The organism is Streptomyces sp. B93, assembly GCF_018070565.1.
Lineage (GTDB): Bacteria > Actinomycetota > Actinomycetes > Streptomycetales > Streptomycetaceae > Streptomyces.
On the sequence record NZ_JAGPXL010000011.1, the window covers coordinates 12,483 to 39,237 of the forward strand.

Genomic DNA, 26,755 nt, shown 5'->3' on the forward strand with positions numbered 1-26,755 from the left:
TTACGCCCCGGGTGTCACCTCCGTCTCGCAGCGCAGGCGGCGGGCCGTGGGGAGTTCGCGGCGCGGGCCGGTCAGGGTCAGCCGGGCCGTGTGACGGGTGTCGGTGCTGGAGGCCGCCAGGCGGAGTTCAAGGGCGCCGGGTTCGACGACGCGGCGGCCGGTGCGGTCGGTGAAGGCGGACAGGTCGGTGTGGAAGCGGAACGTCACCCGGGCGCTCTCGCCGGGGGCGAGGTGCACCCGCTGGTAGCCGATGAGGCGGACGTCGGGGCGGGTGACCGTGGCGACGGGGTCGTGGAGGTAGAGCTGGACGACCTCGGCGGCCTCGCGGTCACCGGTGTTGGTGACGTTGACACCGATGTCGTACGAGGCGTCCGTGCCGATCTCCGTCTCCTCGGCGCCGTCGAAGTCCGTCCACTCGAACGTCGTGTACGAGCGGCCGTGCCCGAACGGGTACAGCGGCGTCGGGTCCAGGTTGCTGACCTCGCCCGCGAGGCCGAGCGGGGGCTGGAGGTAGGTCCAGGGCTGGCCGCCGGGGTCGCGCGGGACGCTGACGGGGAGGCGGCCGGAGGGGGTGACGCGGCCCGACAGCACTCCCGCGACCGCCGGGCCGCCCTCCTCCCCGGGGAAGAAGGCCTGGACGACGGCGGCGAGCCTGCCGTGCCAGCGGCCGAGTGCGTAGGGGCGGCCGGTGAGCAGCACCAGCACCACCGGGACTCCGGTGGCGACCAGCGCGTCCAGCAGTTCGCTCTGGGCGCCGGGCAGTCGCAGGTCGGCGGCGTCGCAGCCCTCGCCCGAGGTGCCGCGGCCGAACAGGCCCGCCTGGTCGCCGAGGACCGCCACGCACACGTCGGCCTCCGCGGCCCGTGCCACCGCCTCCTCGAAGCCGGAGGTGTCCGGGTCGGAGACCCCGCAGCCCTCGGCGAACGTCACCTTGGCGTCGGGGAGTTCGCCGCGCAGCGCCTCGATGACGGTCGGGATGGCGATGCCCATCGGCTTGTCGGGGTGGTGGGTGCCGACGTGGGAGGGGAAGGAGTAGCAGCCGAGCATCGCCAGCGGGTCGGCCGCGCGCGGTCCGACGACCGCGATCCGGGTGTCCGGGGCCAGCGGCAGCAGCCCGTCCGGGTTGTCCAGCAGTACCACCGACTCCTCGGCGATACGGCGGGCCAGGGCGCGGTTGGCCGCGGAGTCCAGGTCGATGTGCTCGCCGGGTTCGGGCCGCCAGTCCTCGTCGAGGAGGCCCAGTTCGCACTTCTGGAGCAGGATGCGGCGGGCCGCCCGGTCGATGAGCTCCTCGGGGACCTCGCCCGCGCGGACCGCCTCGGTCAGGGGGTCGCCGTAGCAGTTGAGGCTGGGCAGTTCCACGTCGATGCCCGCGGCGAGGGCCGCGTGCGCCGCCTCGGCGGGGGTACCCGCGACGCGGTGCAGGCTCTGGAGGAAGGCGACGCCGAAGTAGTCGGAGACGACCGTGCCGGTGAAGCCCCACTCGTCGCGCAGGAGTTCGGTGAGGAGGTGGGCGTCCGCCGAGGCGGGGACGCCGTCCGTCTCGTTGTAGGCGGCCATCACCGAGCGGGCGCCGCCCTCGCGCAGGGCCATCTCGAACGGCGGCAGGGTGATGTCGGCGAACTCGCGGACGCCCGCGCGCACGGGCGCGAGGTTGCGGGCGCCCGCGGAGGCGGCGTACCCGGCGAAGTGCTTCAGCGTGGCGACGATGCCGGTCGACTCCAGGCCGCGGACGTAGGCGGCGCCGACCGTGCCGACCAGGTACGGGTCCTCGCCGATGGTCTCCTCGACACGGCCCCAGCGCAGATCGCGTACGACGTCCAGGACCGGGGCGAGGCCCTGGTGGACGCCGACCGAGCGCAGGTCGCGGCCGATGTGCCGGGCCATCTCCTCGATGAGCGCGGGGTCGAAGGTGGCGCCCCAGGCGAGCGGCACCGGGTAGGCGGTGGCCTGCCAGGCGGTGAACCCGGCCAGGCACTCCTCGTGTGCGAGCGCGGGGATGCCGAACCGGCCCGCCTCCCTGATCCGGCGCTGTGCGGCGGCGAGGGACTGGGCGCCGGTGGCCGGGTCGACGGGGGCGGTGCCGAAGGGGCGGGTGAGCTGGCCGAGGCCCCGGGTGATCAGCTCGTCCCAGTTCCACTCGGTGGTCATGTCGTGCTGGTGCGGGGCGACTCCGGCGCCGTCCGTGTCCGCGCCCACCCACACCCCGTACAGCTGGGCGGTCTTCTCCTCCAGGGTCATCCGGGAGAGGAGGTCGTCGACGCGGGCGGCGGCGGGGAGGGCGGGGTCGCGCCAAGGGGCGGTGGTCATGGAACTCCAGTCGGTTGGGATGCGTCTCGGGGCGGTCGCGCGGGTGCGGGCTGTGCGGGTGCCGGGGTCTACTTGCCGCCCACACCCATCAGCCCGCTCACCAGGGCACGGCGGGCCACCAGATAGACGGCGAAGATCGGGATGCCGGAGAGGACGACCGAGGCGAGCAGTGCGGGGATGTTCACGCCGAACTGGCTGACGTAGTTGAAGATGCCGAGCGTGAGCACGCGCGGGCCGTCGGACTGGGTGAAGATCAGCGGGAACAGGAAGCCGTTCCACGCCTGGAGCGCGGAGTAGATGACGACCGTGCTGATGCCGCCCTTGGCCAGCGGGATCGTCAGCTGGAACAGCATCCGCAGCGGTGAGGCGCCGTCCAGCGCCATCGCTTCGTACAGCTCCTCGGAGACGTCCCGCAGGGTGCCGACGAGGATCAGTACCGACACCGGCATGGCGAAGGCCGCCGTCGGCAGGATGACGGCGAGCAGGGTGTCGTAGAGGCCGAGTTCGGAGATGAGCAGGTACAGCGGGACGACGACCGCCTGGGCCGGGATGGCGACGCCGAGCAGGAAGACCCGGAAGGCGGTGCCGGACCAGCGGTTGCGGGTGCGGACCGCGACGTAGGCCAGCGGGATGGACAGGCCGAGGACGATGCCGACGACGGCCACCGCGGTGATCGCGGTGTTGGTGAGCAGATGGCCGAAGCCGCTGTCGAGGACGGTGTTGTAGTTGTCGAAGGTGGGGTTGCTCGGGGGTTTGAGCGGGTTGCCGGTGAGGGCGTCCTCCTGGCGGGTCAGGGACGCCGACAGCATGGCGTAGACCGGGATCAGGACGATCACCAGCCAGACCAGCGAGCCGAGGCCCGCGACCGGGTTGGCGCGCTTGGTCCAGTGGCGGCGTCGGCGGTGGTGCGCGGTGTTCATGTGCTCCGGGGAGTCTCCGCTGGTCTTGGCGGGGCGCCGCAACGTGTCGTGTGACATGCCGTCACATCCCTTCGCGCGTGCTGCGCATGCGTCCGAAGCCGCTCAGCTTCACCAGCAGCAGGGACAGGCCGGTGGCCACCAGCACCAGGAAGGAGGCGATGGCGCTGGCGTAGCCGAAGTCGTAGTTGCGGAAGCCCGCCTCGTACATCAGGTACGGCAGGATCGCGGTGTCCGTGCCGGGGCCGCCCTTGGTGAGGATCAGCACCGTCTCGAAGTAGGTCAGCGAGCCGACGACGATCAGCACGGAGGACGTGGTGATGGTGTTGCGCAGCTGCGGCAGGGTGATCGAGAAGAACTGGCGGTAGCGGCCGGCTCCGTCGATGGCCGCCGCCTGGTAGAGCACCGCCGGGATCTGGCGGGCGCCGCCCTGGTAGATCAGGGTGTGCAGCGGCATGAACTGCCAGCCGCCGACGAACACGATCGCGAGGAAGGCGCCGCTGGACGAGCCGAGGGTGTCCTTCTGGATGATGCCGAAGTTCGGGTCGAGCAGGGCGTAGAACAGGATCGCGATGGCGGTGGACGACAGCAGCAGCGGGGTGAAGTAGATCGCCGACAGGATCGCCCGGTTGCGCTGCGGGCCCGCCGCCCAGACGCCGAGCAGCAGGGCGACGACGGTCTGGAAGAGCCAGCTGGTGACGGTGAGCAGGACCGTCAGCCACAGGGACTGGGTCATGCGCGGGTCGTCCAGCAGCCGCTGCCAGTTGTCGAAGCCGACGGGCTGCGGGTCGCTGAGGCCGTCCCACTTGGTGAAGGACAGGTAGAACGCCAGTGCCATCGGGACGATCGCGAAGAACGCGAAGAACAGGACGGCGGGCAGGGCCCAGGCGGCGTGCGGACGCCCCGCCCGGGCCCGGGTGGACCGGCCGGTCCTGGTGACGGACCGGCCGGAACCCTTGTGGACCGTGGTGCTCACTTCAGCCCCTTGCAGGCGTCCACGAACTGCTGCGGCGAGTGCTTCCCGGCGAACAGCTTGCCGATCTCGGTGTGCATCTTGGTGCCCAGCTCGTCGCCGAGCGCCTGGTCCCAGGAGAGGGTGAAGGCGGTGGCCTTCTCGACCATCTCGTACTGGAACTTGGCGAACTCCGGGTTGGGCGCGTTGTTGAGCAGCAGGGCCGCGTTGGAGGTGGTCGGCACGTCGCCGTTGGCGACCAGGTCCTTGGCGTACTGCTGGGAGGCGCACTCCTTGAGGAAGGCGATCGCCGCGTCCTTGTTGCGGGTGCGGCTGTTGATGGACCAGTAGTTGGTGGGGTTGCCGACGACGTTGCTGAGGTCGCCGGTGCCGCCCTCGACGCTGGGGAAGGGCGCCCAGCCCAGGTCCTTCTTGGCGAAGTCGGGGAACTTGCCGAGCTGGGTCGAGTACTCCCAGGAGCCCATGAGGTGCATGGCCGCCTTGCCCTTGGCGAAGACGGCGGGCGCGCCGCCGTTGACGTAGGACACCGAGGTGAACTTGGAGCCGAAGGCGCCGTCGTCGACGAGTTCCTTCACCAGTTCGGCGGCCTTGAGCATCGCCGGGTCGCCCCAGCCCTGCATGTCGCCGTCCTGGATGCGGCGGAAGACCTGCTCCCCGCCGATGCGGTCGACGAGGTACTCCAGCCACATCAGTTCGGGCCAGATGTCGGAGCCGCCGAGGGCGAAGGGGGTGATGCCCGCCTTCTTCAGCTTGGCGTTGTTGTCGAGGAGCTGGTCCCAGGTGGTGGGCGGCTGGAGCTTGTGCTCGGCGAAGACGGCCTTGTTGTAGAAGAGGATCACCGGCTGCATACCGCGCATCGGGATGCCGTAGTGGCGGCCGCCGAGGTCGCCGGCGGCGAGCACGGAGGGCAGGAAGCCGTCCTTGAGGACCTTGTCGTTCTCGATGATGTCGGTGAGGTCGACGATCTTGTCGGCCTCCTGGTAGGGCTTGATGGAGCCGCCGCCCCAGTTGAAGAACACGTCGGGGGCGCTGGGCGAGCCCATGGCGGTGCGCAGCTTGGGCGAGTAGTCGGAGCCGGGTATCCGCTCCAGCTTGATCTTGCCGCCGGTGTCCTTGGCGGCGGCCGACTTGTTGAACCGGTCCACGGCCGCCTGCTGGACCTTCACCGCGTCGTCGCCGTAGACGAACGCGGTGATGGTGCCGCCGCCGCTGCCGCCCGAGCCGTTTCCGGAGCCGCAGGCGGTCAGGCCGGTGGTGAGCAACGTGGTCGCGCCTGCCCCCAGTACCCAGCGCCTGCTGAACGTCCGTCCGCCCTGGCTGCCGCCGTCGGGCCGCCCGCCGTTGGACCGCCCTGTTGTGGACTCCATGACCGCACCTCTCGCGAATGTCGAGCACGAAATTGCTTGCGCAGTACGAATGCCTGTGTTGCCTTGATTGACTGTTCGGCGCCGGGTACGAAGGCTCGTGGGTCTCCGTGACATACGAATGTTTCGCACCGTCTTCCGAATGTTTTGGGGAACCTATGGCGCCCCAGGGGCTCCGTCAAGAGGTCGCGCAGAGATACGATCGCCAGCATGACTGCCCCGGAACGCGCTCAAACCCAGACGACAGGACGGTCCGCGCAGACCGCGACGCTCGCGGAGATCGCCCGCGAGGCGGGAGTGTCCGCGCCGACTGTTTCGAAGGTCCTCAACGGCCGTGCCGACGTCGCTCCCGCCACCCGGACCAGGGTCGAGGAACTGCTGCGCACCCACGGCTACCGGCGCCGCCGGGCCGAGGCGACCCGCTCGCCCCTGCTCGACCTCGTCTTCCACGAGATGGAGAGCGCCTGGGCGCTGGAGGTCATCCGGGGCGTGGAGAACGTCGCCCGGGACGCGGGCCTGAGCGTGGTGCTCTCCGAGAGCGCCGGACGGCTCACCCCCGGCCGGACCTGGGCCGACCAGGTCGCCGCCCGCCGCCCGCACGGCGTGATCCTGGTCCTGTCCGAACTGGACGAGTCCCAGCGGGCCCTGCTGACCAGCCGGTCCATCCCGTTCGTGGTGATGGACCCGGCCGGTGACCCCGGCACCGACGTGCCCTCCATCGGCGCCACCAACTGGCAGGGCGGCCTCGCCGCCACCCGGCACCTGGTGGAGCTGGGGCACACCCGGATCGGCGCCATCACCGGGCCCTCGCGGATGATGTGCAGCCGCGCCCGGGTGGACGGCTACCGGGCCGCCCTGGAGACCGCCGGGCTCCCCGTCGACCCGAGCCTCATCATGCCCGGCGACTTCCACCACGAGTCCGGCTACCGGCTCGGGCTCCAGCTGCTGCGCCGCGAGGACCGGCCGACCGCGATCTTCGCCGGGAACGACCTCCAGGCGCTCGGGCTGTACGAGGCGGCGCGCGAGCTGGGGCTGCGGATCCCGGAGGACGTGAGCGTGGTCGGCTTCGACGACCTGCCGGTGGCGCGCTGGGTGGGGCCGCCGCTGACGACCGTACGGCAGCCGCTGACCGAGATGGCCGAGGCGGCGGCGCGGCTGGTGATGGAGCTGGGCCGCACCGACGGTACGGAACCGGCCGCGACCAGGGTGGAACTCGCCACCAGTCTGGTGGTCCGCAGCAGCACGGCGGCGCCGCCCGCCTGACCGCCGGGAAGGCGGTGGCCGAAAGGTGCGGTATTGACGGGTGGGGCGACGCCCTCAACACTCCTCCGAAGCCAATCGGTTATCGAACCGAAATTTTCGGAGGCACCCGTGATGGGCACCCGCAAGAGATCTCTGAGAACAGGCTCCTCCGTGGCGTCGCTGTTCACCGGCCTCGCCACCCTCGGCGCACTGCTGCTCGCCGCCCCCGCTGCGCAGTCCGCCGACGCCCCGCTGCGCGACCTCGCCGACGCCAAGGGCAAGGTCATCGGCACCGCGGTGACCGGCTCCAAGCTGAGCGGCACCTACGCCGAGGTCGCGGCCCGCGAGTTCAACTGGCTCACGCCCGGCAACGCCATGAAGTGGGAGTCGGTGGAGCCGTCCCGTGGCTCCTTCGACTGGGCCGAGGCCGACCGGATCGTCGACTTCGCCGAAGCGAACGGCCAGGAGGTGCGCGGCCACACCCTGGTCTGGCACAGCCAGAACCCCGGCTGGCTGACGAACGGCGACTTCACCCCGGCCGAGCTGCGCACCCTGCTCATGGACCACATCGACACCGAGATGACCCGCTACCGGGGCCGGGTGGCCGCCTGGGACGTGGTCAACGAACCCTTCAACGAGGACGGCACCTACCGGCAGACCCTCTGGTACGACGGCCTCGGCCAGGACTACATCGCCGAGGCGCTCACGCGGGCGCGGGCCGCCGACCCGAGCGCCAAGCTCTACATCAACGACTACAACGTGGAGGGCGTCAACGCGAAGTCGACCGCCCTGTACAACCTGGTCCGGTCGCTGAAGGAGCGCGGCGTCCCGATCGACGGGGTCGGCCTCCAGGCGCACCTGATCCTCGGCCAGGTCCCCGGCACCTTCCAGCAGAACATCCAGCGCTTCGCCGACCTCGGCGTGGACGTCGCCATCACCGAGCTGGACATCCGGATGCAGCTGCCGGTCACCGACGCCAAGCTGGCCCAGCAGGCCGCCGACTACCGTGCCGTCATGGACGCCTGCGTGGCCGTCGACCGCTGCTCCGGCGTCACCGTGTGGGGCTTCACCGACTCCGACTCCTGGATCCCTGACTGGTTCGAGGGCCAAGGGGCCGCGACCCCGTACGACGAGAACTACGCGCCGAAACCGGCCTACGACGCGATCGCCGCGTCCCTCGGCGGGACCAGCGAGCCGCCCGGCGAGGGGTGCACGGCCACGTACAGCGTGGTCAACGAGTGGAACACCGGCTTCACCGGGCAGGTGCGGATCGACTGCGCGGACACCGCGCTGTCGTCGTGGCGGGTGAACTGGACCTACGGCGCGGGCCAGCGGATCACCCAGGCCTGGAACGCCGACTGCGTCCAGACGGGCACCGCCGTCAGTTGCTCCAACGCCTCCTACAACGGGACCGTGCCGCCCGGCGGCTCGGTGACGTTCGGCTTCAACGGCACGTGGAACGGGAGCAATCCGGCGCCCGTGGTGTCGATGGGGTGACGTAACACGTCATTTGACCGTGAAATCTGAGAAGTTCCCAAGAAAGCACGGCCTCGGGTTCCCGCTCGTAATATTTCGGACTTATGTTCATGTCCGTGGCGGGACTTGACGAAGGCGAGCACGAGCAGGGGAAGACGCCCGGACCGGCGGCACGGAGGTCGACCGTGCTGAAGGCCGCCGGTCTCACCCTCGCGGGAGCGCTGGTGCTGGGCATCGCCGCCGCGGGCTGGGCCTACTGGCACCTCAACGACAACATCACCGGCGTCGACATCAACAGCGCCCTGGGCGACGACCGGCCGCCCCGTCCGCTGACCACCCCGACCGGCGACGCGTCGGCCGCCGCCTCCCCGGTGCCCAGCGGCGCCCTGAACATCCTCGTCCTCGGCTCCGACTCCCGCACCGGCGCGGAGAACCAGGAACTCGGCGGCGGCGACAGCGGCGGCGCCCGCTCCGACACCGCGATGATCGTCCACCTCGACGCCGGGCGCACCGGGGCGACCGTCGTCAGCATCCCGCGCGACACCCTGGTCACCCGCCCGTCCTGCCCCCTCCCGGACGGCGGCGAGACGGCCGAGCGGCAGAACGTCATGTTCAACACCGCCTACGCGGTCGGCGGTCCGGTGTGCGCGGTCAAGACCGTCGAGACGCTCACCGACGTCCGGATGGACCACTACGTCGAGCTGGACTTCGCCGGGTTCGCCAACCTCGTGGACGCCCTCGGCGGGGTCACCGTCACCACCGAGGAGGACATCGACGACGAGGACAGCCACCTCACCCTGCCCGCCGGCACCCACCACCTCGACGGCGAGCAGGCCCTCGCCTTCGCCCGCACCCGGCACGGCGTCGGCGACGGCAGCGACCTGGGCCGCATCCGGCTCCAGCAGCAGCTGGTGCTCGCCCTGCTGACCCAGATCTCCGGCACCAGCCTGCTCTCCGACCCGACCGAGCTGTACCGGGTCGCCGACACCCTCACCCGCAGCCTCACCACCGACACCGAACTCGACTCGCTCGGCGAGCTGACCGGGCTGGGGGAGAGCCTGCGGGGACTGGAGCCGGAGAACGTGACGACGGTGACGATGCCGGTGCTGCCCGCGCCCTGGGACCGTAACCGGGTGGTGGCGGACGAGCCGGAGGCGGGCGAGCTGTGGGAGTCGCTGCGTTGACGCAATCGGTGACTGTCCGTAGTTCTTCGGCTTCTGGAGGAATTTCTCGGCGTGGATGTCGATCCGGGCCGCCCTCGATCGACGCAGGGTTGAGAGGCGGGGAGAGACCCCGCCCGAAACGACCCAGGGAGTCACCATGCCCCGCTTCATGTCCCTCGTGACCATCGACGAGAACGCCTACACCGAGGGCCCGAGCGACGAGCTGATGCAGCGGATGGGAGAGCTGCTGGAGGAGATGACCAAGGCCGGGGTGCTCCTCGACACGGCCGGGCTCACCCCGACCGCGCAGGGCACCCGGGTGCACTGGGACGGCGAGCGGGCGTCCGTCACCGACGGGCCGTTCACCGAGACCAAGGAGGTCGTCGGCGGCTACGCGCTCATGCAGTGCAAGGACAGGGCCGAGGCGATCGAGTGGACCAAGCGGTTCCTGAAGATCCACGGCGACGAGTTCCGCTTCTTCTGCGAGGTCAGGGAGGTCGTGGAGGGCTGACCGCCCGGACCGCGGCTCGACCGCCCGGCTTGGGGTTTGGCCGTCGGGCCGTACGGGTGTCTGATGGTGGGCTGTGCAGCAGCAACAGCCCACCGCCGACGCCCGCCGGGCCATGGAGACCGTGGAGACCGTCTTCCGGATGGAGTCCCCACGGGTCATCGCCGCCGTCGCCCGCGTCGTCCGGGACGTCGGCATCGCCGAGGAACTCGCCCAGGACGCCCTCGTCGCCGCGCTGGAACAGTGGCCGCGCGACGGGGTGCCCGACAACCCCGGCGCCTGGCTCACCACCACCGCCCGGCACCGCGCCGTCGACCTGGTCCGCCGCCGGGAGAACTACGCCCGCAAGCTCGCCGAGATCGGCCGGGACCTCTCCGAGACGCCCGCACCGCCGGAGCCCGCCGACCCCGAGGACATCGACGACGACCTGCTCCGGCTGGTCTTCACCGCCTGCCACCCGGTGCTCTCCGCCGAGGCCCGCTGCGCCCTCACCCTGCGGCTGCTCGGCGGTCTCACCACGGCCGAGATCGCCCGCGCCTACCTGGTGCCCGAGCCGACGGTCGCCCAGCGCATCGTCCGCGCCAAACGCACCCTCGCCACGAGGAACGTCGCCTTCGAGGTGCCGTACGGCCCCGACCGCGAGGCCCGGCTCGGCTCCGTGCTCGACGTCATCTACCTGATCTTCAACGAGGGGTACGCCGCCACCGCGGGCGACGACTGGCTGCGCCCCGGCCTGTGCGAGGACGCGCTGCGGCTCGCCCGGCAGCTCGCCGGGCTGATGCCCAAGGAGTCCGAGGTGCACGGCCTGGCCGCGCTGCTGGAGTTCCAGGCCTCCCGCACGTCCGCCCGCACCGGCCCCGACGGCGCGCCCGTCCTCCTGAAGGACCAGCAGCGCGCCCGCTGGAACCGCCTGCTCATCGCCCGCGGCGTCACCGCCCTCACCCACGCCTCCGCCACGGCCGACGGCGCCCTCGGCCCGTACGCCCTCCAGGCCGCCATCGCCGCCTGCCACGCCCACGCCCCCTCCTACGAGGAGACCGACTGGGCCAGGATCGCCACCCTGTACGGCATGCTCGCCGCCCGCGCCCCGTCGCCCGTCGTCGAGCTGAACCGCGCGGTCGCCGTCTCCATGGCCCAGGGGCCAGAGGCTGCGCTGGAGATCGTGGACGCCCTCGGCGCCGTACCCGCCCTGCGCGACTACCACCTGCTGCCCAGCGTCCGCGGCGATCTCCTGCTGCGCCTCGGGCGTACGGCGGAGGCGAAGGCGGAGTTCGAAAGGGCGGCGTCCCTCACCCACAACACGCGTGAGCGTGAACTGCTGCTGGGACGGGCTGCCGCGCTCTAGGGACGGTCGAGCGGCCGTCCGATCAGCATCGCCGGGGCCCCGGCGACCCGCGTCAGGAACACCGTCGCCGCGCCGGGCCCCTGCGGCTTGACCTTCCTCCGCAGCTCCTCCGGCTCCACCGCCGAACCCCGCTTCTTCACGGTCAGCGTGCCCACCCGCCGCTCCCGCAGCAGCGCCTTCAGCTTCTTGACGTTGAAGGGGAGGTGGTCGGTGATCTCGTAGCCGGTGGCGTACGGCGTCGGGCGGGCCTCGTCGGCGGTGACGTAGGCGATCGTCGGATCGAGCAGTCCGCCGTCCAGCCCGTCGGCCACCTCGGCGACCAGATGGGCGCGGATGACGGCGCCGTCCGGCTCGTACAGGTAACGCCCCACCGGGCGGACCTCCGGGTCGGGCAGCCCCCGGCCGCGCAGGCCGCGCGGGCCCGGCAGCAGCGTGGCGCGCACGGCGCCCGGTGCCGTCCCGAACCACAGCACGGCCTCCTTCACGTCCCCGCCGTCCGAGACCCACTCGGCCTCCGCAGCGCCGGGCACCGCCTCGTGCGGAATACCGGGCGCCACCTTCAGCGCGGCGATCCGGGCCCGCAGGGCGGTCTCCACCGCCCAGGACAGCGGCGGCGAGTACGCCTCCGGATCGAAAATCCTGCCCCGCCCCCCGCGCCGCGCCGGATCGACGAACACGGCGTCGTACGACGACACGTCCACCTCCGTGACATCCGCCTGGCGCACCTCGATCAGCCCGTCGAGCCCCAGCGCCTCGGCGTTGGCCCGCGCCACCGCCGCCGTCAGCGGGTCCCGGTCCACGGCCAGCACCCGGATACCCGCCCGCGCCATCGCGATGGCGTCCCCGCCGACCCCGCAGCACAGGTCCGTGACCGAGCCGACGCCGAGTTCCCTCAGCCGCCCCGCCCGGTACGCCGCCACGCTCGCCCGCGTCGACTGCTCGACCCCGTGCGGCGTGAAGAACATCCGCCCGGCGTCCTCCGCACCGAACTTCGCCGCCGCCCGCTGCCGCAGCCGGGCCTGCCCCAGCGCCGCCGACACCAGCTCGGCCGAGTGGTCGCGGCGCAGCCGGGTGGCGACGGCGAGTTCCCGCGCGGGGTCCGTGCCGCGCACCTCGTCGAGGAGGGCGCGGCCTTCGGGGGTGAGGAGGGGGGTGAAGAGGTCAGTCACGGGTTCATTGTCTTCGGTGTCGGCCAGTCGGTGGACGGTGCGGGGAGGGTGGCGGTGTCGGCGGGGGTTCCGGGGAGGTGGCTGCGAGGATCCCGCACCATGCGACAAGTAGTACAAAATGCCGTAGGACAAGGTGAAAAGAGGGGGCCGAACGCGCGCACCCGGCTGCTCCTCCCCGCCCTCGCCGTCACCGCGCTAGCCTCCGGCTGCGTCCAGGACCCCGCCCCCGGGAACCACCCCGCCGCCGGGCAGCAACCGCCCCTCCAGGCCCCCGCCGCCCGCGCCCTGCACTCCTACGCCGCCGGACTCGAGGCGGCGCACACCGCGCGCGTCGCGGTCGCCAAACGCTGGAAACTGCGCCGGGTCCCCCTCACGCCCCCGCCCCCGCCCGCCCGCAAACCGCACCTCACCACCCGCAAGGGCTTCGAGGTGACCGGCCACCGGGCCCTGGACCTGCCCCCGGTGTTCACCACCGTCCCCACCCGCGACAAGGTCGTCTTCCTCACCATCGACGACGGCGCCGAGAAGGACCCGGCGTTCCTGCGCATGATGAGCGAGCTGAAGATCCCCTACACCGCCTTCCTCAGCGACTACCTGGTCAAGGAGGACTACGGCTACTTCAAGCGGATGCGGGACCGCGGCGTCACCCTCAACAACCACACCCTCCACCACCCCTACCTGCCCGGCCTCTCCTACGCCCGCCAGCGGCAGGAGATCTGCGGCATGCAGGACGTCATCGAGAAGCGCTACGGCACCCGCCCCGCCCTCTTCCGCCCGCCCTTCGGCAACTACGACAAGAACACCCTGCTCGCCGCCAAGTCCTGCGGCATCAAGCACGTGCCGCTGTGGAACGAGGAGGTCTTCGTCGACCGCTGGGAGTACCGCGAGTGGGACCGCGCCCTGCACCCCGGCGACATCGTCCTCAGCCACTTCCGGGGCCGCGGCGACTGGAAGGGCACGATGCCCGACATGATCCGCAGGTTCCTCGACAAGGTCACCGCCGAGGGGTACGCGGTGGCGAAGCTGGAGGACTACCTGTGAGGCCGCGGGCCCTGCTCCTGCTGCTGCTCCTGACCGCCGTCGGGTGCGCGCAGCCACCCGCGCCCCGGGTGGACGCCCGCGCGGCGGGCACCGAGCCCCGGCTGCCGCCCGTCGTCGACCACGTGCCGACCCGGGACCCGGTCGTCTTCCTCACCTACGACGACGGCGCCGAACGCGACCCGCGCTTCGTCGACACCATCCGCACCCTGCGGCTCCCCGTGACCCTGTTCCTGACCGACCGCGTGGCGGGCCCCGGGTACGGTCACTTCGCCCGGCTCCGCGCGGTCGGGGCGAGCCTCCAGAACCACACCCTCGACCACACCGCCCTGCGCGGCCTGCCGTACGCCGGTCAGCGCGCCGAGATCTGCGGCCAGCAGAGCAAGCTCCACGCCCGCTTCGGCGCCCGGCCCCGGCTGCTGCGGCCCCCGTACGGCGCCCACGACCGCACGACCCGCCGCGCCGCCGCCGACTGCGGCGTCACCACCATCGCCCTGTGGCGCGCCCTGGCCACGGACACCGGTCTGCGCTACACCCGGGCGCCGCACCGCCTCCGCCCCGGCGACATCGTCTCCGTGACCCCGGACGACGCCGACACCACGGCCGTCGTCGACCGCACGCGACACGTCCTGCGGGAGGTGGCGGCGGCGGGGCTGAGGGTGGGGCGGCTGGAGGACTATGTGTAGGCGACCCCTCTTGGGGCCGAAATCCCGCGCCGCGCCGCGGGCAATTGGCACTCCGCTTGACCGAGTGCTAACCACAGTCATAGTCTCGGCTCTGGCACTCACCACCGGAGAGTGCCAACCACGCGACGGGCAGGTCCGGCACCCGCGACGACGGATCGACCTGGTCGCCACCTCAGACAGTTAACCCCGTGAGATCTCCGAAGGGGGAGGTCGGATCGTGACGACCGCCAGCTCCAAGGTTGCCATCAAGCCGCTCGAGGACCGCATCGTGGTCCAGCCGCTGGACGCCGAGCAGACCACGGCCTCTGGCCTGGTCATCCCGGACACTGCCAAGGAGAAGCCCCAGGAGGGCGTCGTCCTGGCCGTGGGCCCGGGCCGCTTCGAGGACGGCAACCGCCTTCCGCTCGACGTTTCCGTCGGCGACGTCGTGCTCTACAGCAAGTACGGCGGCACCGAGGTGAAGTACAACAACGAGGAGTACCTCGTTCTCTCGGCCCGCGACGTCCTCGCGATCATCGAGAAGTAGTTCACCCCGAAGCACCTTGCTTCACACTGCGCCCCTGGCTGCCCCCGCGACCGATAACGAAGCCGGGCGCCCGGGGCGCAGTTTCTTTACCCCCTAGCTTTCTAGCTTTCCGAGAGGGCTCCCGCTGCCATGGCGAAGATCCTGAAGTTCGACGAGGACGCCCGTCGCGCCCTCGAGCGCGGCGTCAACAAGCTCGCCGACACCGTGAAGGTGACGATCGGCCCCAAGGGCCGCAACGTCGTCATCGACAAGAAGTTCGGCGCCCCCACCATCACCAACGACGGCGTCACCATCGCCCGTGAGGTCGAGGTCGAGGACCCGTACGAGAACCTGGGCGCCCAGCTGGTGAAGGAGGTGGCGACCAAGACCAACGACATCGCGGGTGACGGTACGACCACCGCCACCGTGCTGGCCCAGGCGCTGGTCCGCGAGGGCCTGAAGAACGTCGCCGCCGGTGCCTCCCCGGCCGCCCTGAAGAAGGGCATCGACGCGGCCGTCGCCGCCGTCTCCGAGGACCTGCTCTCGACCGCGCGCCCGATCGACGAGAAGTCCGACATCGCCGCCGTCGCCGCGCTGTCCGCCCAGGACCAGCAGGTCGGTGAGCTGATCGCCGAGGCGATGGACAAGGTCGGCAAGGACGGTGTCATCACCGTCGAGGAGTCCAACACCTTCGGTCTGGAGCTGGACTTCACCGAGGGCATGGCCTTCGACAAGGGCTACCTGTCGCCGTACTTCGTGACGGACCAGGAGCGCATGGAGGCCGTCCTGGAGGACCCGTACATCCTCATCAACCAGGGCAAGATCTCCTCCATCCAGGACCTCCTGCCGCTGCTTGAGAAGATCATCCAGACGAACTCCTCCAAGCCGCTGCTGATCATCGCCGAGGACGTCGAGGGCGAGGCCCTGTCGACCCTGGTCGTCAACAAGATCCGCGGCACCTTCAACGCCGTCGCGGTGAAGGCCCCCGGCTTCGGCGACCGCCGCAAGGCGATGCTCCAGGACATGGCGGTCCTCACCGGCGCCACGGTCATCTCCGAGGAGGTCGGCCTCAAGCTCGACCAGGCCGGTCTGGACGTCCTCGGCACCGCCCGCCGCATCACCGTCACCAAGGACGACACCACGATCGTCGACGGCGCCGGTCAGAAGGCCGACGTCGAGGGCCGCGTCAACCAGATCAAGGCCGAGATCGAGAACACCGACTCCGACTGGGACCGCGAGAAGCTCCAGGAGCGCCTCGCGAAGCTGGCCGGCGGCGTGTGCGTGATCAAGGTCGGCGCCGCCACCGAGGTGGAGCTGAAGGAGCGCAAGCACCGTTTGGAGGACGCCATCTCCGCGACCCGCGCCGCGGTCGAGGAGGGCATCGTCTCCGGTGGTGGCTCCGCCCTGGTGCACGCCGTCAAGGTGCTGGAGGGCAACCTCGGCAAGACCGGCGACGAGGCCACCGGTGTCGCGGTCGTCCGCCGCGCCGCCGTCGAGCCGCTGCGCTGGATCGCGGAGAACGCGGGCCTCGAGGGCTACGTGATCGTCTCCAAGGTCGCCGAGCTGGACAAGGGCAACGGCTACAACGCCGCCACCGGCGAGTACGGCGACCTGCTCAAGGCCGGCGTCATCGACCCGGTGAAGGTCACCCGCTCCGCCCTGGAGAACGCCGCGTCCATCGCCTCCCTCCTCCTGACGACCGAGACCCTGGTCGTCGAGAAGAAGGAAGAGGAAGAGCCCGCCGCGGCGGCCGGCCACGGCCACGGGCACGCTCACTGAGCCGACACGCTCGTACCGGCAGGCCCCGCTTCCGCACTCAGGTGCCGGAGCGGGGCCTTGCCCTTTCCGTCGTGTCGTCGACCCCCGAGCGGGCTCTTCAGCCTTCTTCACCCGCCAGGAAACGCACGGGCTCGGCCAGCACCGCACGCGCTCCCTCCGTGTCCGCCAGCCGGGCCGCGAGCGTGGCCTCGGCGAGGCGCGGGGGCAGGGCTTCCGCGAACTTGAGCCCGCGTACGGCGCGGACGTCCACCTCGGGCAGGGTGAGCCCGTTCCCGGCATCGGCCACGGCTGCGCGCCACGCCTGTGCGGTGATGTCGTCCCGCAGCCGGACGAAACGGTCGTCCACGATCCGGTGGGGCAGGACGACGGAGGGCAGCGAGGCGGCCAGGGTGGCGTTCGCGCGGTGTCCGCCCCAGGTCCACCACCGCGCGTCACCGTCACCGCGGCGGGTGATGACCGGCCCGGCCGGGTGCACCACATCCCGGTGCCTGTCCCTGGCTTCGGCCAGTCTCGCCCGCGCCCGCCGGGTCAGGAGGACCGGCGGATCGGTGCCCAGAAGGACGTCCCGGACGGCACGGCTGAGGGTGTACGACCGGACGCGGTCCGCTCCGAAACCGCTCCACTTGGCGCGCCCGCCCTCGTCGACGGGCTCCACGAAACAGCGCCTGCGCCGCCAGTCGATGTAGGTGACCAGCCAACTGCGTCCGGCCAGCAACAGCTTGCGGGGGCCTTGCACCTCCTCGGTGAGGAGGTCCGGGTCGGTGCGGCCGATTTCTGTCCGGCCGCTGAACACCGTGAACTCCGGCGGCGCGGTGAACGAAGCGGTCAGGCCCATGAAGTGCCGGTGACCGAAACGCCGTTCGGCCTCGGGCCCGATGAACAGGATGCCGCCGTCGCGTTCCACGTAGCCCTGCTCCACGAGGTGCTGGACGACGGGCTCGGCGGCTTTCCCGAACGGCTCAAGACCGCCCCACCACTCGGACCACAAGTTCTCACCGACGCGGTGCTCCTGGAGGCACAGCGCGAGGATCTGTTGGGCCACAAGGTGCCGTGGCTCGGCGGGCGCGGTCACCGGTTCCACCCAGCCGCGTGACCACGCCAGCAGCAGGGCGGCTGCGGCCAGGAAGCCCTCGTCGTGCACGGCGAGGAAGAGGCAGTGGCGCCGGGTGCCGGGACGGCGGCCGGTACGCCCCAGTCGTTGCAGGAACGAGGCGACCGTGGGCGGTGCGTCGAGCTGGATCACCCGGTCCAGGTCGCCGACGTCGATGCCGAGTTCGAGGGTGCTGGTTGACACGATCACACAGTCACGGGCCTCGGCGAAGGCGTGTTCGGCCCGGCGCCGCTCGTCGGTGGAGAGCGAGGCGTGGGAGAGGAACGTGGTCACGCCCCGGAGCCGCAACTGCTCGCCCAGCTCCTCGACGGTCCGTCGGCTCTCGCAGAACACCAGACGTTTCTCGCCCCGGTGCAGTGCCGCGATGACGGTCGCGGCGTTGGGTACCGAGCCGACGTAGTCCAGTTCGACGTCACCCGCGGGCGGGCTCCCCGCGGCCGCCCCGGCTCCGGCGCCGGGCAGGGTGACCCCGGGCGCGATGACCTGTCCGGGGCGCCCGCCGCTCCCGGAGCCCTGGAGCCAGTCGAGCAGCTCGCGAGGGTTGCCGACGGTCGCGGACAGGCCGACGCGCTGCACCGGCCGCCCCACGAGCCGCTGGAGCCGTTCCAGTACGGCGAGCAGATGCCAGCCCCGGTCGTCACCGGCGAAGGCGTGCACCTCGTCGACCACCACACAGTGCAGACCGTGGAAGAAGGCCCTGTGGTCCACATGGGTGGAGACCAGCATCGCCTCCAGCGACTCCGGCGTCGTCAGCAGCACGTCCGGGCGCTGCGCGAGGATACGGCGGCGCTTGCTGGTCGCGATGTCCCCGTGCCACAGCTCGGCGGTCCGGCCGACCCAGCCCGCGTACGTCTCCAGGCGGGGGTGCAGGTTGTTCAGCAGGGCTTTCAGCGGAGTGACATACAGGATGCCGGTGTCCTTCCAGCCGCCTCGCTGGGCACGGGTGAGCAGGGGAAAGACGGCGGCCTCGGTCTTGCCCCCGGCCGTGGGCGCCAGGAGCACGGCGTCCTGGCCCGACAGCAGTGGCCCGACGGCTTCCTGCTGGAGGGGGCGCAGGGAGCGCCAGCCGAGGGTGTTGACGATGTGGTGGGTGAGGATCGGGTCGAGCAGGTCCAGCGCGTCGGCGCTCACGGCAGCTCCAGGTCCACGTCCCCGGCGCTCGCCGCCGCGTTGCGTTCGACTTCGTCCAGTTCCGCCGTCCTCACCGTCAGCGTGTAGTGGGTGCGGGGATCGAAGTCGTCGAAGGTGTCGACCCGGTCGAGGACGTCGGCCACGAGTTTGCGCAGGTAGAGCCGGGGGGCGATACCGGCCTTGCCGCCGAGGGAGCCGGTGACCGCGCGGGCCAGCTCGTCGAGGTAGACGTCGTCGGCGCGCTCGGTCACCCGCCCCGGGTTGCGGGCCGTGGCCTCGTACACGCGGCGCACCCGGCGGCCCAGTTCACCGAGGGACGCCAGGTCGAAGCCGGGCAGGCGCAGCTGGACAGCGCGCGGGGAGTCGAAGCGCGGGTCGGTGGTGAAGTCCGTGGCCAGCCGCTGGGCGAGTGGTGCCAGACGCTGGACACCCTGCTGACCGTCGTAGAAGGCGGGGGTGCCGGTGATGACGAGGAACAGGCCCGGGAAGCGTCCGGCGTCGATCTCGTCCAGGAGCTGGCGCAGCGCGTTCAGCGACTTCTCCCGCACGTCGCCGCGCACCCGTTGCAGCGTCTCCACCTCGTCGAGGACCAGCAGGAGCCCGGGGTGTCCGCAGTCCCGCAGCACCGTCAGCAGTCCCTGGAGGAAACCGAGCGCGGCGAAGTGGTCGAGGTCGCCGCGCACTCCGGCGGCCCTCTTGGCGGAGGCGGCGACGGACCGCTGACCGCCGAGCCACGCGATCAGCGCCTCGGCGCGGGCGCCGTCACCGACGGACACCGCCGCCCGGTAGCCGCGCAGCGCGGCCGAGAACGCGGGCGTGGTGCGGGCGACCTCCGTGAGCCGCAGTTCCAGAAGGTCGTCGACGGCCCGGCCGAGCGTGGCCTCGTCGTCCTCGGCAACCTCTCCCGCGGCGAGGACTTCCTCCTCCAGCGCGTAGAACCACGAGTCGACGACGGCGCGCAGCGCGGAGGGCGGGTGGGTGGACGTCGTCAGCCGTTCCGTGAGCCGTCGGTAGACGGTCTCCAGCCGGTGCAGCGGGGTCTCCGTCTCGGAGATCTGCACCTCGCTGACGGCCAGGCCGCGACGCTTGGCCCGTTCGGCGAGCCAGCGGGCGAAGAACGTCTTTCCGGAGCCGTACTCGCCGCGCAGCGCGTGGAAGGCGGAGCCGCCGCGGGCGACGGTGGCGAGGTCGTCGTCCAGGGCGTCGGCGAAGCGGTCCAGGCCGACGGCGAACAGTCCGAGGCCCTGCTGCGGCACGGTGCCGCGGCGCAGCGCGTCGACGACGTCGCGGGCACGGGCCGCGCTGATCGTGGTGTCGCCGGGCGGAAGGTGGGACGGGGTCACGACGTGGTGCCTTCCGGGAACTGCTGCCGCAGCAGTTCCCTGTCGAGGTGGACGGTGCGTCCGGACTCGATGAGCTGGAGCACGGGGTAGCCGTCGATGTTGAGCAGCCGTTCGAGCATGGTGACGAACCGCTGGGGGTTCCGTTCCGACCTGCCGGTGGCGGCCTGCGCGGCGGCGGCGACGGCGGCCGGTGAGAGTTTGCCCCCTGCCGCCAGCAGGGCGTCGAGCGCGGCGGCGACGGCCGTGTTGCCGGGGGCGTTGCGGACGAACTCGCGCTGCGTCTCGTACGGCTTGCTGAGCACGGTCCGCTCGCCGAGTGTGCCGTGCCCAGGCTGCGGGAACAGCCCTTGGGGCTGCGGCTGGCGCTTCCGGCCGCCGTCCTTGGCGCGGGGCGTGGCCGAGGCTGTGGGCGGCTGGGCGGTCTCGTGCGGTTCCCGCCACCACTCGGGCGCGGTGTTCTCCGCGGGCAGGACGGTCCACCCGGCCGGGATCTCGCTGCCGGACGGCACGAACCCCAGGACGGGCACCGTGATCTCGGCGAGCGAGGCGCCTCCGTGGTAGCCCGCCTGGCGCGGGGTGTACCGCAGGTCCTCGCGCCAGGCGGCGGTGACGCGCCCCTCGGGCGCCCGCACGCGCGGTCCGGATAGTTCGACCTCACCGGATTCGGCGGGGCCGACGCGCCAGCGGGCACCCCGCACCCCCTCGGCCGGGGTGGGCCCGGCGTCCCGCGGGCCGCGGTCAAGAACGTGCCCGTGGTCGGAGACGAGCAGGACGGGCCGCCCGGTGCCGCGCGCGGCGTCGAGCAGATCGGTCAGCCGGGCGATGTCCGAGGGCCGCCAACGGGCACGTCCGTTGTCGCGTCCGTCGGAGAGCGTGTCGTCGATCGTGTTGAGGACCACGCCGACGACGGTGCGATCGTCGGCGAGCGCACCCAGCAACTCGGGCGCGAGCCGGTGTCCGGCCGTTCCCTCGTAGCCGCCCTTGTGGAACAGCAGCGCGTCCCGGTGCCGTCTCTTCCAGAAGGCGGCGAATCCGGCGCGCTCGACGTCCTGGCCGCCCTCGGCGGGAGCACCGCTGAGCAGGGAGGCCCGACTGAGCCGGGTCAGGGTCGGGAGCATCGCGACGGCGGCGGTTCGCCCGGAGCGACGGCCTGTCGGCGCGCCGGGGACGATCTCGGTCCACACCCGTCGGTCCAGTCCGGCGGCGAGTTCCACGGCGACGTCGGCGCTCATCCCGTCCAGGACCAGGACGAGTGGGCGGCCGCCGTCACGGGCGAGCGGCGCGGCTGCCTCCGCCAGCACGTCCTCGATGAGGAGCGCCCCGTGCGGGGCTTGCTGCGAGGCGCGTTCCGCCCAGACGGCGAGGAGGGAGGCGAACCGCTCGTCCAGATGGCGACGCCGCTCACGCACCCGGTCGATGAGCCGGTGGTACGCCTCCGAGACGGTCCCGTCCCGGGAGACGTCACCCTCGGCGAGTATCCCCGTGGCCAGGTCCACCCAGCCGGTGGACTCCAGATGGTGGCGCACGCTCTGCCCGACTGACTCCAGCTCCGGCACGGGAGCGTCCAGCCAGCGCAGCAAGCGCACCGCGACCCGGGCCCGTTCGGTGGAGTCGCCGTGCAGTTCGGCGAGCTGGTGGTCAGCCAGCTCGGTCAGGGCGCTCAGTGCGGCGGCGGGGCGTCCGTCGAGGCTCACGGCGAGGCCGCGCAGGCGGGTGCGGAAGCCGGAGGGAAGCAGGCGGTCACCGGTCAGCAGCGGGGTGAGGCGCGCCGTTTCGGCGAGGTGGTCGGCCCGTTCCAGCACGGAAAGCACCCTGGACCGTGCCTCGGCACCGGCTGGACCGCCCGCCTCCGCCTGGGCGATCCAGCGGGTGAGCACTCCGGTGGCCGCCGCCGCGTACGGCGTCAGCGCGTCGAACGATCCCAGGGCCTGTCCGAAGAGCGTGCCGAGGGCGAACCCGGCGTCCGCGGCGGCGGGGCAGCCGAGGGCCGCGGATGTCAGTGCGCCGAGCGGGAGGGCGTCGGCGCCGCGCCCGTCGGCGGCGAGGGCGAGCAGGGTGGGTGCGGCGGGCCCGGTCACCTCGCCCAGCCAGGTGGTGAGGCCCTCGCGTTCGGGTTCGGGCAGTTCGGCGAAGCGCCGCGGCCCGGCGGGGGTGCGGCTCCATTCGAAGACGGTGTCGGCGTCCACGTCGAGTGACTCCTGCGCGGTGTCGCCGAGGCCCACCCGGGCGGCGAGCAGGGCGCGCAGGGCCCGGTCGCGGGTCAGCACGGAGCCCACGTGCGGCCATCCGCCGGGCGGTTCTGCCTCCAGCAGGGCGTCCAGCAGCCAGGTCTCGCGCACCATACGGGTGTCGAGGTCTCCGGCACCGAAGATCTGCTTGACGATGTCGGTGCGCTCGACGGCCAGCGGCCGACGGCGTACGGCGTGTCCGCGCAGGTCCCAGCCGAGCTGGTCGGCGGGGACGCCGCCGGTGACGACGAGGACGCTGTCCGTGTCGGGACCGGCGTCGGCGAGGTGGCGCCGCCAGGCGTCGGCGATACCGAGCGGTGACTCCTGGTCGGTGACGTGGACGCGGCGCGGCCGGTCGTCGACCCGGACGCTGAAGTCGCGTTCGTCGTCGCCGCCAGCCCACACGGCGTCCACCAGTACCAGCCGCCGGTCCTCCGCACGGGGCAGCTCGGCCTGCAACAGCACCTCGATGGCACGCCGGCCGGCGGCGGGCCGGGACGCCATCAGCGCGTCTCCTCGGCGCTGTCCGTGCCCGCGGACGTGGTGCCGGAGGAGCGCACCGGGCGCCAGGTGATCTCGACGGCTGCATCCGGATGGGCGGTGAGGAACTCCTGGATGTCGTCCCGCATTCCGGTCAGTTCACCCGTCAGCAGTTCTTCCAGCGGGGTCGTCCCGAGAGCGGTGACGATCCGGCGCCCCGACGCGGGCGTGCTGTCCGTCGGACCAGGCGTCGCGGGCTCGGCCTGCTCGGGTACCTCGGCTCGCGCGCCCGGGGAGTGCCGGGTGGCCACCTCCGGCTGGTCGACGCGCACGTCCTGGGGTCCGGGCGCGGGCGTTTGCCGCGGCGTGAACGCGGTCTCCACTGTCAGAGCCGCGTTGATGATCGCGTTGGCCTTCTCACCTGCCTGCGCCAGCACCGGGACGAGCGACCGCTCGAACTCCGAGGCCCGCGCGGTGACGGCGATCTCGTCGAACAGCCGTCGGGCGCGGTCACCGACGCCGTCCTCTCGGCCGAGCAGGCCCCGCACGTTGGTGAGGGCGGGCCAGGCGGCGTCGTCCAGCGCGCGCAGCACTTCCCCGGCGCTGCCCATGGCGGCGTTCAGGTCCCGTTCCTGCGCGGTGAACGAGGCGGCGGCGAGTTCGCGGACCAGGGCTGTCGCGTCGCTGCCGTGCCGGGTCAGCCGGGCGAGCAGCGCGGCGGCCTCCCGTAGGACCGCGGGCCGGGCAGCCGCACCCGGGCCGGGCTCGTCGAGGCCCAGCAGCGCGGCGTGCCGTTCCAGCGACGCCCGTACGCCCGCGACCTCCCGTTCCCAGATCTCCGCGCGGGCGCGGACGTCCTCGGCGAGCCGGTTGACGTTGCGCGCGTATACGGCCGGTTTGGCGGAGACGCCGAAGAGCCGGGCAGCCCGGTCCCTGGCCGCCGCGTACTCCTCCTCCGAGGGCAGCGGCTGGGCCCGCAGGGACCAGCCGGGCCCGATCTCGTGCAGCGCGGGCGCCTGCCGTTCGGGGCCGCCCTGGTAGACCCAGGCCCGGTCGTCGAGCAGCGCGTAGGCGGCGATGAGGAGGTTGCCTACGAGCTTGTCGAGGCCGCCGTAGCCGAGGTCCTTGGTGATCCAGCCGCGGATGTCCTCGACGGCGAGGTCCCCGCGCTGCTGGTGCCCGGAGGCGGCCTGATTGATCCGGGTGCGCCAGTCCTGCCGCATGACCAGGGGGCCGTCGTGGACGGTGCCGAGTTCGAGCGGCTCCACGATCCGCTTGACGGTCTTCAGGTGGTGGCTGTCGACGTTCTGGGCGCGTCCACCCTCGTCCATGGCCCGGGTGATCCACTCCAGGGCGGTGCGCAGCTCGCCCGCCGTGACGGCCTTGCGCTGCCCCTTCCCGTCCGGGCCGAAGTCGGGGTGCTTGGGGTACAGGGCGGAGAACATGCCGTCGGCGAGGTGCTGCACGTTGGCCTCGAAGCCCTTGCCACCCTCCTCGCGGGGCTGGGCGTACTCCGGTTGCAGCGACAGCACGTGCCGCCCGTCGGGCACTTCCGGGCCGGGGTTGGCGTCGGTGCGTCCGGCCAGCCCGTACACCTCGGCCAACGCCCCGGTGAGCTGGTCGGTGAGGGTGTCCTGGGCGACTTCGAGCTGCCGCCTGACCTTGGCGCGGTCGTCGGGCGGGAAGGTGCCGGTGTAGTCGGCGAGCCGGTCGCGTTCCAGCAGGAAGGTGATCCGCATGAGGCGACCGAGCTGTGCTTTGCGCTGGTCGGAGAAGAAGTCGGTGAGCCAGACGAGGACGGGGGCGGTGACGCCGTCCTTCTTCAGTTCCTCGACGCGGTGGAAGTCGTCGCTGGGGTAGTGGTCGCCGTCGTCGAAGGGGTAGTCCACGACGAACCGCACATTGCCCGAGGTCGCCGGGGCGAACTGCTCGTCGGGCAGGTCGGAGCGGTCGCGCACGTTGCCGAACACGAACTCGGCGACGCGCCGGGTGCCCCGCCAGACGATCTCCTTCTCGGCGACGAACTGTCCGTCGCGTACCCCGATGGCCTCCCACAGCCGGTCGCGCAGCCACACCCGGCGCACGCCCGCCTTGTCCTCCTCGGCGACCGCGTCGAGCAGCGGCTCGATGTCGAGGTCGGACAGGTGCAGGGAGAAGACGGGGTCGGCCTCGCCGTCGGAGCGCACCTCGGAGGGGAACGCCGCCTGGAGGTCACGCATGCGCCGTACGACGACGTCCCCGGCGGGCACGGTCCGCGAGCGCACCGAGCCGTGGTTGAGGGCGGCGAGCCGGGCGCCCGTCAGCCGTCGCAGGGCGGGCACGTCGGGCGTGAGCGCGCTGAGCAGCAGCGTCTTGACGAACCGGTCGTCGGCGAGGAAGTCGGTGTGGGTGGCGGAGCCGTACTTGTCGAGGAGGTGGGTGCGCGCCTTGGCGTAGAACTTCACCGCGGCCTCCGACTCCCGCTTCAGCTTGTCGGTGAACGCGGCCCCGGTCCCGTCGACGAGCACGTCCCACAGGTCACCCAGCGGGATGAGCCGGCCGACGGCAGCGTCCGCGTTCCGCTGGAGCAGTTGCTGTACGAGCTTCAGACCGGTGCGTTCGCGCTGGAGGGCGCCGGAGAGGGCGACGAGCACGTTGAGCAGTGCCGGGGACAGCGGGTAGAGGGAGCGGAAGTCGTTCCAGTCGGCGTGGGTGGCGCCGCCACCGTCCAGCAGGACGTCCTTGACCTGTTGGTTGGAGCGGTCGACGCCCGCGAACGCGTTCTCCAGCACCGCTTCCTTGCCGGGCAGGGGCTTCAGCACCCGCTCCTTGATGATCTCCGGCAGGTTGCGGTCCTCCAGGTCGACGATCTCGAACCGCTCGTTGAGGTATTCGAGCGCCTGTTCCATGGCCTTGACGTCGGCTCCGAGAACGTCGGTGCCGACGAGCTGGGACAGGTCCCGCTGCCGGGAGATGAAGGAGACGATCGGCACCGGGCGGTCCGCGTCACCGGACTCGATCAGCTTCACCAGCTTCTGGATCTCGCTGTTGACGAAGGTGCGTTCCTTCATGTGCGCCTGGAGCCACAGCACCAGCTCGTCGAGGAACAGCACCACACCGTCGTAGCCGAGCCCGCGGGCGTGCCGGCTGATCGCGGAGAGCCCGTTCTCCAGGGGCACGTACTTGGCCGCGTCACCGTGGGCGCTTTCGGCGTACGACCGCATCGGCCCGCTGAGCAGCGCGGCCACCAGCCGCTCGCGCCGGTCGTCCCCGGCGGGCGCGGCGAAGGCGGCGTCCAGCTCGCCGGAGGCCCACGAGCCGCCCGCGCCGATCACCTTCAGCTCGCCGTCCTCGTCGTCGCCGTCCCCGGCGTCGGCGGGCAGCAGCCGGACGAAGGCGTCGTCGCCGAGCTGTTCCCGCATCCGCCGGGCGTCCGCGAGCATCGCGTCGGAGCGGAAGACGGTCGGGGTGGGCGCCTGGGGGAACCGCTCGCGCACGGTCCGCACATAGCCGCCGAGCAGTGCCTCGTCCAGGTTGGCGGCGCCCACGAGGTGGTACGGCACCATGAGGAACCGCTTGCCGCGCAGCCACTCGTCGTGTTCGGCGACGACCTCCCGCAGCCGCGGCTTGGCGCGCACGGCGGGGTCGCCGTTGAGGACGGCGTGCAGCACGGTCAGGAAGTGGCTCTTACCGGCGCCGAAGGAGCCGTGCAGGTAGGCGGCGTACGACGCGTTCTTGCGGACCGCGCCGCGCACCAGTCGCAGTGCCTTGCCGAACTGCTCCCGCAGCTGCGGCGTGACGACGTACTCCTCGACGCGATCCGCTGACTGCCCGGTGAACCCCTGGGACAGCTCGACCTTGAAGTCCCCGGCGTACACGTCCTCCTTGATGTCGAGGACGTCCCTCAGTACGACGGTGTCGCCGCCCCTGGCCATCTGCCGCTCCCGCTCCCCGTAGCCCACACAAGTCCCCCTTATCCTGCCAGGCCGCCCGGGGCGCGGGGAGGGA

Annotated in this window: 18 protein-coding genes; 9 read left to right on the forward strand and 9 right to left on the reverse strand. The window is 71.9% G+C overall.

Annotated elements, in window-relative coordinates; genetic code table 11:
• The 4 genes from KBY47_RS13395 to KBY47_RS13410 all read right to left on the reverse strand — a co-directional run bounded on the left by KBY47_RS13395 (window position 1) and on the right by KBY47_RS13410 (window position 5,567).
• Window positions 1–2,310, reverse strand: a complete 2,310-nt coding sequence (locus tag KBY47_RS13395; protein ID WP_210921293.1) for a glycoside hydrolase family 3 N-terminal domain-containing protein — start codon at window positions 2,308–2,310, stop codon at window positions 1–3.
• A 68-nt stretch (window positions 2,311–2,378) separates the two neighbouring features.
• Complete coding sequence (locus KBY47_RS13400) at window positions 2,379–3,287, reverse strand: carbohydrate ABC transporter permease (RefSeq protein ID WP_210921294.1); 909 nt, start codon at window positions 3,285–3,287, stop codon at window positions 2,379–2,381.
• A 4-nt stretch (window positions 3,288–3,291) separates the two neighbouring features.
• The gene (locus KBY47_RS13405) at window positions 3,292–4,203 is read right to left on the reverse strand and encodes a carbohydrate ABC transporter permease (RefSeq protein ID WP_210921295.1); all 912 of its coding nucleotides are present in this window, start codon (window positions 4,201–4,203) and stop codon (window positions 3,292–3,294) included.
• On the reverse strand, window positions 4,200–5,567 hold the full coding sequence (locus tag KBY47_RS13410) for an ABC transporter substrate-binding protein (protein WP_210921296.1): 1,368 nt from the start codon (window positions 5,565–5,567) through the stop codon (window positions 4,200–4,202). Before KBY47_RS13410 ends, KBY47_RS13405 begins: the two co-directional genes overlap by 4 nt.
• 207 nt (window positions 5,568–5,774) lie before the next feature.
• Between KBY47_RS13410 and KBY47_RS13415 the strand changes: the two genes are divergently transcribed.
• The 5 genes from KBY47_RS13415 (at window position 5,775) to KBY47_RS13435 (ending at window position 11,298) form a co-directional block, all read left to right on the forward strand.
• Window positions 5,775–6,827, forward strand: a complete 1,053-nt coding sequence (locus tag KBY47_RS13415; RefSeq protein WP_210921297.1) for a LacI family DNA-binding transcriptional regulator — start codon at window positions 5,775–5,777, stop codon at window positions 6,825–6,827.
• A gap of 111 nt (window positions 6,828–6,938) precedes the next feature.
• Window positions 6,939–8,303: an endo-1,4-beta-xylanase gene (locus KBY47_RS13420; RefSeq protein WP_210921298.1), complete on the forward strand. Its 1,365-nt coding sequence runs from the start codon at window positions 6,939–6,941 to the stop codon at window positions 8,301–8,303.
• A gap of 89 nt (window positions 8,304–8,392) precedes the next feature.
• Window positions 8,393–9,466: an LCP family protein gene (locus tag KBY47_RS13425; protein WP_247694641.1), complete on the forward strand. Its 1,074-nt coding sequence runs from the start codon at window positions 8,393–8,395 to the stop codon at window positions 9,464–9,466.
• 136 nt (window positions 9,467–9,602) lie between these two features.
• Window positions 9,603–9,956 (forward strand): YciI family protein, encoded by a 354-nt coding sequence (locus KBY47_RS13430; protein WP_210921300.1) that lies wholly within the window; start codon window positions 9,603–9,605, stop codon window positions 9,954–9,956.
• 112 nt (window positions 9,957–10,068) lie between these two features.
• On the forward strand, window positions 10,069–11,298 hold the full coding sequence (locus KBY47_RS13435; RefSeq protein ID WP_210921436.1) for an RNA polymerase sigma factor: 1,230 nt from the start codon (window positions 10,069–10,071) through the stop codon (window positions 11,296–11,298).
• On the opposite strand, the gene KBY47_RS13440 is transcribed toward KBY47_RS13435, so the two are convergent.
• The gene (locus KBY47_RS13440; protein ID WP_210921301.1) at window positions 11,295–12,584 is read right to left on the reverse strand and encodes a class I SAM-dependent methyltransferase; all 1,290 of its coding nucleotides are present in this window, start codon (window positions 12,582–12,584) and stop codon (window positions 11,295–11,297) included. The genes KBY47_RS13435 and KBY47_RS13440 overlap by 4 nt on opposite strands.
• Here KBY47_RS13440 and KBY47_RS13445 point away from each other — a divergent pair.
• The 4 genes from KBY47_RS13445 (at window position 12,567) to groL (ending at window position 16,475) form a co-directional block, all read left to right on the forward strand.
• Window positions 12,567–13,508: a polysaccharide deacetylase family protein gene (locus KBY47_RS13445; protein WP_210921302.1), complete on the forward strand. Its 942-nt coding sequence runs from the start codon at window positions 12,567–12,569 to the stop codon at window positions 13,506–13,508. The genes KBY47_RS13440 and KBY47_RS13445 overlap by 18 nt on opposite strands.
• On the forward strand, window positions 13,505–14,191 hold the full coding sequence (locus KBY47_RS13450; RefSeq protein WP_210921303.1) for a polysaccharide deacetylase family protein: 687 nt from the start codon (window positions 13,505–13,507) through the stop codon (window positions 14,189–14,191). The genes KBY47_RS13445 and KBY47_RS13450 overlap by 4 nt, the downstream gene beginning before the upstream one ends.
• A gap of 217 nt (window positions 14,192–14,408) precedes the next feature.
• Window positions 14,409–14,717 carry a co-chaperone GroES gene (gene groES, locus KBY47_RS13455; protein ID WP_132856129.1) on the forward strand — a complete coding sequence of 103 codons (309 nt, stop codon included), beginning with the start codon at window positions 14,409–14,411 and terminating at the stop codon, window positions 14,715–14,717.
• Between the two features lie 129 nt (window positions 14,718–14,846).
• Window positions 14,847–16,475 carry a chaperonin GroEL gene (groL, locus tag KBY47_RS13460; RefSeq protein ID WP_210921304.1) on the forward strand — a complete coding sequence of 543 codons (1,629 nt, stop codon included), beginning with the start codon at window positions 14,847–14,849 and terminating at the stop codon, window positions 16,473–16,475.
• 97 nt (window positions 16,476–16,572) lie between these two features.
• On the opposite strand, the gene KBY47_RS13465 is transcribed toward groL, so the two are convergent.
• The 4 genes from KBY47_RS13465 to KBY47_RS13480 are packed head-to-tail and all read right to left on the reverse strand — an operon-like array spanning window position 16,573 to window position 26,709.
• Window positions 16,573–18,717: a DEAD/DEAH box helicase gene (locus KBY47_RS13465; protein ID WP_210921305.1), complete on the reverse strand. Its 2,145-nt coding sequence runs from the start codon at window positions 18,715–18,717 to the stop codon at window positions 16,573–16,575.
• A complete protein-coding gene (gene brxD, locus KBY47_RS13470) occupies window positions 18,714–20,060 on the reverse strand; it encodes a BREX system ATP-binding protein BrxD (protein ID WP_210921306.1) in 1,347 nt (448 codons plus the stop codon). Before brxD ends, KBY47_RS13465 begins: the two co-directional genes overlap by 4 nt.
• The gene (pglZ, locus tag KBY47_RS13475; protein ID WP_210921307.1) at window positions 20,057–22,792 is read right to left on the reverse strand and encodes a BREX-2 system phosphatase PglZ; all 2,736 of its coding nucleotides are present in this window, start codon (window positions 22,790–22,792) and stop codon (window positions 20,057–20,059) included. Before pglZ ends, brxD begins: the two co-directional genes overlap by 4 nt.
• Window positions 22,792–26,709, reverse strand: coding sequence for a hypothetical protein (locus tag KBY47_RS13480; protein WP_308405147.1), 3,918 nt, complete (start codon window positions 26,707–26,709; stop codon window positions 22,792–22,794). The genes pglZ and KBY47_RS13480 overlap by 1 nt, the downstream gene beginning before the upstream one ends.
• Window positions 26,710–26,755 lie beyond the last annotated feature (46 nt).

Bases quoted from the DNA above. Each gene is read 5' to 3' on its own strand.
- KBY47_RS13395 (WP_210921293.1), bottom strand. From the start codon at position 2,310: ATGACCACCGCCCCTTGGCGCGACCCCGCCCTCCCCGCCGCCGCCCGC.
- KBY47_RS13400 (WP_210921294.1), bottom strand. From the start codon at position 3,287: ATGTCACACGACACGTTGCGGCGCCCCGCCAAGACCAGCGGAGACTCC.
- KBY47_RS13410 (WP_210921296.1), bottom strand. From the start codon at position 5,567: ATGGAGTCCACAACAGGGCGGTCCAACGGCGGGCGGCCCGACGGCGGC.
- KBY47_RS13415 (WP_210921297.1), top strand. From the start codon at position 5,775: ATGACTGCCCCGGAACGCGCTCAAACCCAGACGACAGGACGGTCCGCG.
- KBY47_RS13420 (WP_210921298.1), top strand. From the start codon at position 6,939: ATGGGCACCCGCAAGAGATCTCTGAGAACAGGCTCCTCCGTGGCGTCG.
- KBY47_RS13425 (WP_247694641.1), top strand. From the start codon at position 8,393: ATGTCCGTGGCGGGACTTGACGAAGGCGAGCACGAGCAGGGGAAGACG.
- KBY47_RS13430 (WP_210921300.1), top strand. From the start codon at position 9,603: ATGCCCCGCTTCATGTCCCTCGTGACCATCGACGAGAACGCCTACACC.
- KBY47_RS13435 (WP_210921436.1), top strand. From the start codon at position 10,069: ATGGAGACCGTGGAGACCGTCTTCCGGATGGAGTCCCCACGGGTCATC.
- KBY47_RS13445 (WP_210921302.1), top strand. From the start codon at position 12,567: ATGCGACAAGTAGTACAAAATGCCGTAGGACAAGGTGAAAAGAGGGGG.
- groL (WP_210921304.1), top strand. From the start codon at position 14,847: ATGGCGAAGATCCTGAAGTTCGACGAGGACGCCCGTCGCGCCCTCGAG.
- pglZ (WP_210921307.1), bottom strand. From the start codon at position 22,792: ATGGCGTCCCGGCCCGCCGCCGGCCGGCGTGCCATCGAGGTGCTGTTG.